The organism is Nocardiopsis sp. NPDC049922, assembly GCF_040660275.1.
In the GTDB taxonomy this organism is placed as follows: domain Bacteria; phylum Actinomycetota; class Actinomycetes; order Streptosporangiales; family Streptosporangiaceae; genus Nocardiopsis.
This window is the reverse complement of the sequence record NZ_JBFAME010000001.1, coordinates 22139-34140: the sequence shown is the minus strand read 5'-3', so window position 1 is coordinate 34140 and position 12002 is coordinate 22139. Positions and strand designations below refer to the sequence as shown.

Annotated in this window: 7 protein-coding genes; 6 read left to right on the top strand and 1 reads right to left on the bottom strand. The window is 70.9% G+C overall.

The genetic code is table 11. From position 1 onward, the window contains the following. Nucleotides 1-496 precede the first annotated feature (496 nt). The 5 genes from mtrA to raiA all read left to right on the top strand — a co-directional run bounded on the left by mtrA (nt 497) and on the right by raiA (nt 7700). Entirely contained in the window at nt 497-1174 is a 678-nt protein-coding gene (gene mtrA / locus AB0I72_RS00130; RefSeq protein ID WP_017570965.1) for an MtrAB system response regulator MtrA, read from the top strand. 17 nt (nt 1175-1191) lie between these two features. Beyond that, a complete protein-coding gene (gene mtrB / locus AB0I72_RS00125) occupies nt 1192-3000 on the top strand; it encodes an MtrAB system histidine kinase MtrB (protein WP_358560737.1) in 1809 nt (602 codons plus the stop codon). Further along, the gene (locus tag AB0I72_RS00120) at nt 2997-4892 is read left to right on the top strand and encodes an LpqB family beta-propeller domain-containing protein (RefSeq protein ID WP_358560734.1); all 1896 of its coding nucleotides are present in this window, start codon (nt 2997-2999) and stop codon (nt 4890-4892) included. Before mtrB ends, AB0I72_RS00120 begins: the two co-directional genes overlap by 4 nt. A gap of 434 nt (nt 4893-5326) precedes the next feature. Beyond that, entirely contained in the window at nt 5327-6220 is an 894-nt protein-coding gene (locus AB0I72_RS00115) for a phosphoribosyltransferase family protein (RefSeq protein WP_358560731.1), read from the top strand. An 808-nt stretch (nt 6221-7028) separates the two neighbouring features. Beyond that, the gene (gene raiA / locus AB0I72_RS00110) at nt 7029-7700 is read left to right on the top strand and encodes a ribosome-associated translation inhibitor RaiA (protein WP_358560728.1); all 672 of its coding nucleotides are present in this window, start codon (nt 7029-7031) and stop codon (nt 7698-7700) included. A gap of 401 nt (nt 7701-8101) precedes the next feature. Here the strand turns inward: raiA and AB0I72_RS00105 are convergent, their stop codons facing one another. Continuing rightward, on the bottom strand, nt 8102-8599 hold the full coding sequence (locus AB0I72_RS00105) for a hypothetical protein (RefSeq protein ID WP_358560725.1): 498 nt from the start codon (nt 8597-8599) through the stop codon (nt 8102-8104). Nucleotides 8600-8988: 389 nt separating this feature from the next. On the opposite strand from AB0I72_RS00105, the gene secA reads away from it, so the two are divergent. After that, nucleotides 8989-11832 carry a preprotein translocase subunit SecA gene (gene secA, locus AB0I72_RS00100; protein WP_358560722.1) on the top strand — a complete coding sequence of 948 codons (2844 nt, stop codon included), beginning with the start codon at nt 8989-8991 and terminating at the stop codon, nt 11830-11832. The last annotated feature ends 170 nt before the right edge of the window (nt 11833-12002 follow it).

Sequence of the window (12002 nt, the reverse complement as noted above, 5' to 3'; positions counted from 1 at the left end):
CTGGCCGGGCTCCGAACCCCCCGGGGTGGTTCCCGGAGGGTCGCGGTGGTCGTCCCCCTGGCTCATCTGGCCCAGCCCTCCGTGACTTGCGGCTACGCTGCGTGAGCGGTGTCCCTGTCGGGTCGCGCTCCTTCCCCCAACCTACCGGCCAGTCGCACCGCACTTCGGCGGCACCGTGGTAGTGACCGACGCAACCTAGGCACTTCATTCCTTTTGTATGCTTTCTGTTACCAACCGGTTCAGTGGTGACCGCTCCCGGCGCAGCTCAGCCGGGTCGCCGCCGCCGGTGGCCGAAACCGGCCCACAGGGCCAAAAAAACGTCGATCCCTCTTCCAACGTTGTCCGAAGGTGGCAAGGTTGGGGGACGACTGCGGTTCCCCGCGCACGGGGGACCGGGGCACCGCCCACATCCGCCGCTCGAGTGTTCCAGGAGAGAGGAGTAGGCGCCGCGAGGTTCGCCCGCGAGGGGCGCCCGCGTCCGGCGCCGGACGCACCTATGAAGGGACGTGTACTGGTTGTCGACGACGACCTCGCCCTGGCCGAAATGCTCGGCATCGTGCTGCGGGGGGAGGGGTTCGAGCCGTCGTTCGTCCACGACGGGGACAAGGCCCTGGAGGCCTTCCGCGAGACCAAACCCGACCTGGTGCTCCTCGACCTGATGCTGCCCGGCGCCGACGGCATCGACGTCTGCCGTCAGATCCGCGCCGAGTCCGGCGTCCCGATCGTCATGCTCACCGCCAAGAGCGACACCATCGACGTCGTCCTCGGCCTGGAGTCCGGCGCCGACGACTACATCGTCAAGCCCTTCAAGCCCAAGGAGCTCGTGGCCCGCGTGCGCGTGCGCCTGCGCCGCACCGAGGAGCCCGCTCCCGAGGTCCTCCAGATCGGTGACATCACCATCGACGTCGCCGGGCACGCCGTGCGCCGCGACGGCGAGCAGATCAGCCTCACGCCCCTGGAGTTCGACCTGCTGGTCGCCCTGGCCCGCAAGCCGCGCCAGGTGTTCACCCGCGAGGTCCTGCTCGAACAGGTCTGGGGTTACCGCCACGCCGCCGACACCCGCCTGGTCAACGTTCACGTGCAGCGCCTGCGCGCCAAGATCGAGAAGGACCCCGAGCACCCCGAGGTCGTCGTGACCGTCCGCGGTGTCGGCTACAAGGCCGGTACCGCCTGATCCGGACCCACCCACACATGACGCCAGCCGTACCCGAGGACGACCGGGGGGCCGACCCCGGGGAGGGTCGGTCCGCCCCGGCCACGGGAGTGCCCGCGGACGAGTCGGGCGATCCGGGCAGCAGCCTGACCAGGACCTACGCCTTCGCCCAGCGGGCCGCCCGCGCGTTGGTGCGCGGTGTCCAGACCAACTGGCGCCGTTCCCTGCACCTGCGGGTCATCTCCACGACCCTGGTGCTGTCCCTCGTGGTGATGGTGGGACTGGGCTACGTCCTGGTCAGCCAGGTGCGCGGCGGCCTCCTGGAGGCCAAGATCTCCACCGCCGTCAACGACCACCGGGCTGGGCTCAACCTCGCGCTCACCGAGCTGCGGGAGAACGAGGTCGGGGACCGGAACCGGCTCCTGTACAACATCACCAGCGAGCTGCACAGCCGGAGCGGGGACACCGGACTGTACGGCGTGGTGATCCTGCCGTCGGTCGGCGGTGAGAACGGGTGGGCGACCGACGAGAACAGCTCCCCCCAGCGGCTCGAGGAGAGCGTTCCCGAGCGGCTCATCGACGAGGTCCGGCGCTCCGAGTCCACCGAGCAGCAGTACCACACGTACACGAGCATCGAACGGGACGGATCCACCGAACCCGCCCTCGTGGTCGGCGCCCAGCTGACCTACGCCTACGAGCTCTACTACGTCTTCCCGCTCCAGCACGAGCAGGAGATCCTCGACCTGGTCCAACGCACCGTCGCGCTCGTCGGCGTGCTGCTGGTGGTGCTCCTGGGCCTGATCGCCTTCGTCATCACCCGCCAGGTGGTCAGCCCGGTCCGGTCCGCGGCACGCTCGGCTGAGCGGCTCGCCGCGGGTGACCTGGCCGAACGCATGACCGTGCAGGGCGAGGACGACCTCGCGCGGCTGGCGGTCTCGTTCAACGACATGGCGGGCAACCTCCAGGAGAAGATCCAGGAGCTGGAGGAGCTGTCCAAGCTCCAGCGCCAGTTCGTCTCCGACGTCTCCCACGAACTCCGCACCCCGCTCACCACCATCAAGATGGCGGGCGACCTCCTGTTCGACGACCGCGAGGAGTTCGAACCCACGCAGCGGCGGTCGGTCGAGCTGCTCCAGAGCCAGGTGGAGCGGTTCGAGGAGCTGCTGAGCGACCTGCTGGAGATCAGCCGCCACGACGCGGGCGCGGCCACCCTCGGCATCGAGTCGGCGGACATCCGCGACGCCGTGATGAAGGCCGTCGGCGACGCCGAGCAGATCGCCGAGCGCCGCGGGATCAAGGTGGTCCTGCGGCTGCCCGCCGAACCCTGCGTGGCCGAGTTCGACACCCGCCGGATCAACCGCATCCTGCGCAACCTCATCGTCAACGCCATCGAGCACAGCGAGGGCCGTGACGTCATCGTCGCGGCGGCGGGCGACCGCGACTCGGTGGCGGTGGCCGTCCGCGACTTCGGGGTCGGGCTCAAGGAGGGGGAGGAGCACCTGTGCTTCGACCGCTTCTGGCGGGCCGACCCGGCGCGCGTGCGCACCACCGGCGGCACCGGACTCGGCCTGGCCATCGCCAAGGAGGACGCGCAGCTGCACGGCGGCTGGCTCCAGGCCTGGGGCATGCCGGGGCAGGGTTCGCAGTTCCGCCTCTCGCTTCCGCGCACGTCCGGCAGCGAGCTGCGCGGCTCCCCGCTGCCCCTGGTGCCTCCGGAGATCGCGATCAGCCGCAACTTCGCCGCCTACGGGGACCGGGACAGCGGGGGCACGACCGAGCGGCCCGACCGCGCGGACCGCTCCGACCAGCAGGAAGAGCACGTCAACCGGGGTGAGGAGGAGGCGTGAGGGATCGGATCCGACGGGGTGCGCGGGCGTCCGCCGCGGCCGCGCTGACGTGCGTGTCGCTCGCCGCCTGCGCCACCGTGCCCGTGACCGGTCCCGTGGTCCCCGGTGACGGCGGGGGCACCGCGGGGGACAGCGGCGTGTACGTGCGGTTGCTGCCCGCCGGACCGCAGCAGGGCATGGGCCCGGAGGCCCTCGTCCGGGGGTTCCTCAGGGACATGGGCAGCTTCGAGGAGGACCACGACGCCGCCCGCAGCTACATGACCGAGGAGACCGGTCAGCGGTGGTCTCCGGGCGAGACCGTCCAGGTGTACTCCGGTACCGAGACGGTGGACCTGTCCTCGGAGATCAGCGCCGACGGGCTGACCGCCACCGTGCGGATGCGCACCTCGCTGGTGGCCACGATCGACGCGTCCGGCAAGTACGTCCCGAGCGAGCCCGGCACGCTCCTGAACCTCCCCTTCACCCTGGTCAGGGAGGGCGGCGACCCCGAGGGCGAGTGGCGGGTGAGCGAACTGACCGACGAGTTGGTCCTGAGCCAGCTCGACGTGGAGCGCACGCACCGGCCGTTCAACCTCTACTACTACAACCGCGAGCGGTCCGCCCTGGTGCCGGACCCGGTGTACCTCTCCGTGAGCGCGGACGAGTCGGAGGTGCTGGCCGAACGCCTGCTGGACCACCTGGTCGCGGGTCCCACCGACTGGTTGGCGCCCGCGGTGAACTCGACCCTTCCGGAGAGCACCTCCGTGGAGGTGGACGAGGAGCGCGCCGTGATCCGCGTCGACGGCGCGGGCCAGGTCGACGAGTACCGTCTGGGCGCCCAGATCGCCTGGACACTGCGCCAGCTGCCCGAGGTGCAGGAGTTCACGCTGGTGGTGAACGACTCCGAGGTCGCCTTCCCGCGCGCGGAGGGGGAGAGCGCCGAGCTGCCCCGACCCGGCAGTGACCACTGGGCCGACGTGGGCCCCGGCGCGGCCGCGGCCGGACTGCGCGCCTACTACATGCAGGAGGGGCAGCTGTGGTCGGCGGCCGAACTCGGCGCGGAGGCGTTCACCGACGCCGAACGGGTGCCCGGACCGCTGGGCGCGGGTGACGTGCCGCTGGAGCGCTTCGCCGTCTCGATGCAGGAGAGCACCGTCGCGGGCATCACCGTGGGCGGCGGCGAGGTCGTGACCAGCTTCGCCAGTGCGGGCGCCGAGGTTCGCAGGGTCCTGTCGGACGGGGTCTTCACCGACCTGTCGTGGGACGTGGACGGCCACCTGTGGGTGGTCGAGGAGACCGAGGGGCCCGCGGGGCGCGACGAGTCCGAGGAGGACGAGGGCGACGACGAGGACCGGGACGACCCGGCGGGCGGGAACGCACCGGAGAGCCTGAGCGCCGACACACTGCCCGAGCCGGGTGCGACGGCCCTGTGGACGCTGCGCAACGGCGACGAGGTGGTCGGGGTCGACATCTCGGAGCTGGACGACCGCTCGGTCGTGGAGTTCCGTATCTCCCGTGACGGGGCCCGCGCCGCCGTCGTGACCGAGGTCGACGGCCAGCGGTCACTGGAGGTCGGACGCGTGGTCGTGGACGGGGACGGACGGGTGTCGGTCGGGGACTTCGTCACGCTGGCCGGGGAGCTCGCCGACGTCACGGACATCGCGTGGCGCTCGGGGGACCAGCTGGTCGTGTTGGGCAGCCGTGAGGCCGGTACCGCCCAGGCCTTCCTGGTCGCACTGGACGGCGGCACGCCCGCCACGAGCGCCGGGGCTCCCGCGGGGATGACGAGCGTGTCGGGCGCTCCGGGGCAGCCGCTGATCGCGGGGGCCGAGGACGGCAACGTGTATCTCTCCAATGACCGCCTGCACTGGCAGAACGTGGTGGAGGGAGTCTCGCCGGCCTACCCGGGCTGATCGGGGCGGCGGGGACTCGCGCCGGTGCCGGGAATCCGGAGCCGCGAAGCACGGCGATCCCGGTCCGCGCGCCCCCCGTCCGCGCCCTCGCGGACCCGGCCGTGGTGTCCGAGGCGGGCGCGGTGCGACGGTCCGGTCGTCCACGGATGCGAACGTCCTTCCTCGGGCGGACGTGAGCGTGCGGGTGTCCGAGGCGGGCGCGGAGTGGCGTCCGGTCGTCCACGGATGCGAACGTCCTTCCTCGGGCGGACGCGGGAGCGCGCGTGCCCGAGGCGGGCGCGGTGCGGCGGTCTGGTCGTCCACGGATCGGAACGTCCTTCCTCGGGCGGACGCGGGAGCGCGGGTGCCCGAGGCGGGCGCGGTGCGGCGGCTCGGTTGTCCACAGATCCGCATTCCCTCTGGCAGCCGTCCCTCCACCAGCGGATCCTGAGGGCATGAACGATCTGATCCGCCGGATCGGGCGCGTGCTGGAGCGCCTGTTCGCGGTGCTGCTGGACCTACTGCTGCCCCAACCCTGTGCGGCCTGCTCGGGGACTCCCGGGCCGCTGTGCGGTGACTGCCGGACGCTCCTGGAACGGCGGCCCCGGCAGTGCGCCCCGCGGCCGGGGTGCCCACCCGTCTGGGCGGCGGGCCCCTACGCCGGGCTCGACCGTCGCGTCCTGCTCGCCTTCAAGGAGGGCGGGGTCGACGCACTGGCCGCTCCGCTCGGCGCCCGCCTCGCCGCCGTGTACGCGGCGACCGGGTGGTCCGGACCGGACACCCTGCTCGTGCCGGTGCCAGGACGGGGTCCGCCGTGGCGCCGCTCCGGTCCGGTCGACCGGCTGGCGGGGGTGTGCCTGGAGCGTTCGGGCGGTGCGGGGTGGGTGGTTCCGCTGTTGCGGTACCGGCGACGGGCCAGACCCCAGGTCGGGTTGGGTCGCGCCGAGCGCCTGACCAACCGGAGGGGTGCCTTCGCGGCGGATCCCGGTGCGGTGGGCGGCGGCGTGGGGCCGGGCCTTCGGGCGGTGGTGGTGGACGACGTGCTGACCACCGGGGCGACGGTCGCCGAGGCCACGCGCGCGCTGCGCAGCGCGGGTGTTCCGGTGGCGGGCGCCGTGGTGCTGGCCGAGCGCGGTTGGTGGGACAGCGGTTCGCCCGACCGCGGCCGGTGGGACGCGGGTGCGCCGGGGTGGGGCTCGCGGGACGCGGGCGCGCCGAGACAGGGCGGACAGGACGCGGGCGCGGTCGGGTGGGGCCGGTCGGAGAGCGGTCCGTCGGGGCGCGGCGGCGGACCCGTCGCCACGGGTCCGCCCCGGGCGGACCCCGGGCGGACCGGTGCCGGGCCGTGAGGGCGAGTACCGGCGGCGAAGGTTTTACGAAGCTCTCGTGAACGGGTGAAAAGCCCCTCTGTACAGGGGTTTGTGGTGTTCGGCGAGGAGAGGGGGAGACCCTGGCTACCTGACAGACGCGCCGGGACAGGTTACGGTCCAGGTATGGCACCCGTCCGGGTCCGTGGTTGCGCCGGAACGACCGAGCTCCTGGGAAAGCCGGGGAGCGGTTCCGGCAAGCCGATGCCAGGCGCAGGCGAAACGGCCCACGTAAGGCGACTTTTCGTCGACCGATCACGGTGCGCCTTAGAGGTAAGCCCTGCCCCGCGGAGGGTCCCGATGTCCCTCATGACAGGGAGAAGAGCAGTAGTCGCGGACAAGAGCGGCGACACTCTCAGCAGGCGGATGTGGGGACGAAGACCAGGTCGGCCGGACGGGTGGCATGCCCTCGCGCGGGGGTTCACCGTCGAGGGTGAACCCCGCGGGAGCACGTCCCCCCAGTCATACCCGGTTCCTCACCACCGGGGGACGTGTGCCACGCGCTCGCCCCACTCCTCTTCGGACCGTCGGTCCCCCCGGCGGCGAGCATTCCGTCACGAATCCGACGTGTGTCCGTCCACCCTGTTCCAAGGTCTCGATTCACGTGTTGATGCGCGTGAGGACCGTGCTTCTGGTGGGTATACGCACATCCAACCGAGCCGTGGCCCCGACCAGACGGGGTCACCAGCGGAAGGGGGCTAGCGCGACACTCTTCCGCTCCCCACGGCGGAAGGGAGAAGAACCAGCCTGGCCGTCGCCTTCACGGCGGCCACGCGATGAAGGGGGTCCTATGGACATCATCGTCAAGGGTCGACGCACCAATGTGAGCGAGAGGTTCCGACAGCACGTCGAGGACAAGCTCGAACGGCTCTCCAAGTGGGAGCGCAAGGGCATGAGCGTCGACGTGGAGGTGTCCGCGGAGCGCAACCCCAAGCTCGCCGACGTTCGCGAGCGGGTTGAACTGACCATCCACTCCAACGGTCCGGTCATCCGCAGCGAGGCGGCGGCCGCGGACCGGCACGGGGCTCTCGACCTCGCCATCGACAAGATCGAGGCCCGACTCCGCAAGGCGGCGGACCGACGCAAGGTCCACCGCGGGAACCACGCCCCGGTGTCCGTCGCGGCCGCGACCGCGAACCTCGCCGGGAACCTCGTCACCGAGACCACCACCGCGGAACAGGCGCCCCCCGTCCAGCGCCGCGGGGAGGAGGAGCTCGGGGAAACGGCGGTCAGCGAGCGGTTCTCCGAGGACATCGTCGAACTCGACACCCAGGGGGACACTCCCGTCATCGTTCGGGAGAAGTTCCACCGGGCCAAGCCGATGAGCATCGACCAGGCGTTGATGGAAATGGAACTCGTCGGACACGACTTCTACCTCTTCCACGACGAGGTGAAGGACGCTCCGAGCGTCGTCTACCGCCGTAGGGGCTTCAACTACGGAGTCCTCCGGCTCGTGGACTGAGGTCGCCGAGGATCGGGAGCCGGCCGTCGGTCGGTGTCCCGGAGGCGAAGGCGGCCCGCCCGCGTCCCGCCCGTACGAGGGCGGCCCCGCCTTCCCCGGCCCCGTCCACGGGGTCGGCCCCCCGCGTCCCGCACACGGACCCGCCCCGAGCCCGGGGCGGGTCCGCTCGCGTCATGACCGGTGCCCGTGCGTCGGCCGGTACGCCGTCGCGGACGGCCCCGACGGGGGCACGGGGGTCGCCCTCCGGCCCCTGGGCGGACCAGGCCGGAGAGGTGACATCGCGTGGTGGGCGCCACGCCGTCGCGCCCGCTGTGTCCCGCCGTGTCCCGACGTCTCGTCGGTCCTGGGCACAGGGGCGGGCCGTGCGCGACCACTGGCACGCACGGCCCCGGGGAGAGTAGTCAGCCGAGTCGGCGGGCCTGCTCCTGCTTGATCTGGTGCAGCGGGGTGGCGTGCGGTTCCTCGGACTCGTACCTGGGCGGGTCGAGCACCACGTCCGCCAGGATGTCCCACACGACGGCCACCACGAGCGCGGCCACCATCAGGAGACCGCCCACGATCAGCAGCCACGCCGTCCACCCGAGCACCACGGCCAGTCCGCACATCGCGAACCCGACGAAGGCCAGGCCGACCGCGACCCAGGACGCCGGGCTCCCACGGTGGTGGGCGGTCGGCGCGAGGTTGCCCCCCTGCCGCTGGAACCCCCGGATGTGCCCGAATCCCTCATCGTCCCTCGGCCGGCGCCGTTCCCACCACGACCCGGGGTCGTTGTCCACCACGGGCTTGGGGGCCTTCGCCCCGGGCTGGAAGAGCGCACCCTCGATGAACTCGAACGGGGTGCGCGGGGCCGGGGCCCCTTCGGCCGTCTCCGTCTCCCGCTTCCTTCGGCTCGCTCGCATCGCCATCCCCCTCCGGCACGCGTCGCGCCCACGGCACCACGGAGAACACGGGTCATCGGCGCGACCTCATATGAATCCATTACCCACTGGGGTGCCACGGGCCGCACAAACACCACGAAAAGGCGGGGAACATCCGAACCCGTTCCATACGTTCGTAGGAGGGTAGGAAAAGGGGCGGACCGGGGTGGTTCCGACCGGTATCCGGCCGCGTTCGGAGTGTAGCCGCTTCGACGTTGCCGGGCTCGCGGCCGTGGTCCTCTAGGATGGAGCCCCGAGGGCCCAGGAACCCCCGGCGTCCACCGCGGTCGCTGGAGCGGGCGGTCCGCGGGCCCAGGTCTGACTCTCCACGTCCGTGGAGCCAACCGCGATCTGCGAGGAGCGCATAGGAAGTGCCAGGGATACTCAGTAAGCTCCTGCGCGCGGGTGAGGGAAAGATCCTGCGCCGGCTCACCAAGCTCAAGGACCAGGTCAACTCCCTCGAGGAGGACTACGTCGACCTGACGGACGAGGAGCTGCGGGACCTCACCAAGGAGTACAGGGAGAGGTACGAGGACGGCGAGTCGCTCGACGACCTCCTCCCGGAGGCCTTCGCCACCGTTCGCGAGGCGGCCAAGCGCACCCTCGGCCAGCGGCCCTACGACGTCCAGATCATGGGCGGCGCCGCGCTCCACTTCGGCAACATCGCCGAGATGAAGACCGGTGAGGGCAAGACCCTGACCAGTACCCTGGCGGTCTACCTCAACGCCCTCGCGGGCAGAGGCGTCCACGTCATCACGACCAACGACTACCTCGCCCGCCGCGACGCCCAGAACATGGGCCGCATCTACCACTTCCTCGGCATGGACGTCGGCGTGGTCAGCCCGCAGATGACCCCGTCCGCCCGCCGCGCGGCCTACCAGGCCGACATCACCTACGGCACGAACAACGAGTTCGGCTTCGACTACCTGCGCGACAACATGGCGCTGTCCCTGGAGGACACCGTCCAGCGCGAGCACTTCTTCGCCATCGTCGACGAGGTCGACTCCATCCTCATCGACGAGGCGCGCACACCGCTGATCATCAGCGGCCCCTCCGAGCAGAACTCCCGTTGGTACGCCGAGTTCGCCAAGATCGCCCCCCGCCTCAAGCGCGACGACGACTACGAGGTCGACGAGAAGAAGCGCACCGTCGGCATCACCGAGTCCGGTGTGGCCAAGGTCGAGGACTGGCTGGGCATCGACAACCTCTACGAGGCCGTCAACACCCCGCTGATCAGCTTCCTCAACAACTCGCTCAAGGCCAAGGAGCTGTACCGCAAGGACAAGGAGTACATCGTCAGCGACGGTGAGGTCCTCATCGTCGACGAGTTCACCGGTCGCGTCCTGGCGGGTCGCCGCTACAACGAGGGCATGCACCAGGCCATCGAGGCCAAGGAACGCGTCAAGATCAAGGACGAGAACCAGACCCTGGCCAAGGTCACCCTCCAGAACTACTTCCGCCTCTACGAGAAGCTGTCCGGCATGACCGGTACCGCCCAGACCGAGGCGGCGGAGTTCAGCCAGACCTACGACGTCGGCGTGGTGCCGATCCCCACCAACAAGCCGATGATCCGCGACGACGTCAAGGACGTCGTCTACAAGCACGAGGACGCCAAGTTCCAGGCGGTCGCCGAGGACATCGCCGAGCGCCACGAGGCCGGGCAGCCGGTCCTCGTCGGCACCACCAGCGTCGAGAAGTCCGAGCTGCTCTCCCGCATGCTCAAGCGCGAGGGCGTCCCGCACGAGGTCCTCAACGCCAAGAACCACGCCCGTGAGGCCGCGATCATCGCCCGCGCGGGCAAGCTCGGCGCCGTCACGGTCGCCACCAACATGGCCGGTCGCGGTACCGACATCATGCTCGGCGGCAACCCCGACTTCCTCGCCGACGAGGAGCTCCAGAACCGCGGCCTGAGCCCGCTGGAGACCCCGGAGGAGTACGAGGAGGCCTGGCCGGAGGCGCTGGAGAAGGCCACGAAGGAGTACGAGGAGGAGCACGAGAAGGTCGTCGAGGCGGGCGGCCTGTACGTCCTCGGCACCGAGCGGCACGAGTCCCGTCGCATCGACAACCAGCTGCGCGGTCGTTCCGGCCGTCAGGGTGACCCGGGCATCTCCCGCTTCTACCTCTCCCTTCAGGACGACCTCCTGCGGCTGTTCAACAGCAGCCGCCTGGAGGCCTTCATGAACCAGCTGAACATCCCCGACGACCAGCCGATCGAGTCGGGCATGGTCAGCAAGGCGATCGCGTCCGCCCAGGGCCAGGTGGAGACGCAGAACTTCGAGATCCGCAAGAACGTCCTCAAGTACGACGAGGTCCTCAACCGCCAGCGCAAGGTCATCTACGCCGAGCGCCGCAAGGTGCTGGAGGGCCAGGACCTGCGCGAGCAGGTCGTCGAGATGCTCGAGGACGTGCTGCGCGGCTACGTCACCGCCGAGACCTCCGAGGGCGACCCGAACGACTGGGACCTCGACCGGCTCTGGCGCGCGTTCCGGCAGATCTACCCGGTCAGCTTCTCCGTCGACGAGTTCATCGACGAGAACGGCGACGTGGCCTCCCTGACCGCGGAGCTCATCGCCGACCGGGTCGTGGAGGACGCCAAGGAGGCCTACGCGGCCCGCGAGACCGAGCTGGGCGAGGAGACCATGCGCGAGGTCGAGCGCCGGGTCATCCTCCAGGTGATGGACCGCAAGTGGCGTGAGCACCTCTACGAGATGGACTACCTCCAGGAGGGCATCGGCCTGCGCGCGATGGCCCAGCGGAACCCGCTGATCGAGTTCCAGCGCGAGGGCTTCGACATGTTCCAGCAGATGCTGGAGGCCATCAAGGAGGAGTCCGTCGGCTACATGTTCAACGTGGAGGTCCAGGTCCGCAAGAAGGAGGAGCCGACCCTGACCGCCTCCGCCGCGGCCAAGACCGCTGCGAGCGTCGGCGGGGCCGCGGGCGCCACGGCCGTCGCGACCGTCGTCGACGAGGACGAGGAGGCCGCCGCGGCCGAGGCCCCCAGCGAGGAGGCCGAGCCCGTCGAGGACGTGGTCGTCCCCGGCTTCGGCGAGGACCGCCCGGACCGGCTCCAGTACTCCGCTCCGAGCGAGGGCGGCGGGGTCGAGCAGCACAGCGAGGCCGCCGACGAGTACGCCGGTACGGCCCGCAACTCGCCCTGCCCCTGCGGCTCGGGCAAGAAGTTCAAGAAGTGCCACGGCGCCCCGGCCGCCACGTAGCCACGGCCGGTAGCCGCTGAACGCGTGTGGGCGCGACCTGACCTGGTCGCGCCCACACGCGTTCCGACGTTCGGGGGCGTTCGTTCCTTCTGACCCGTGTTCGGCGGGAAGGCTCCGTGCTCGCGCGGGCGAAGGGCCTTCGGCCGCCCCGTCGCGGACGGGGGTGTCCG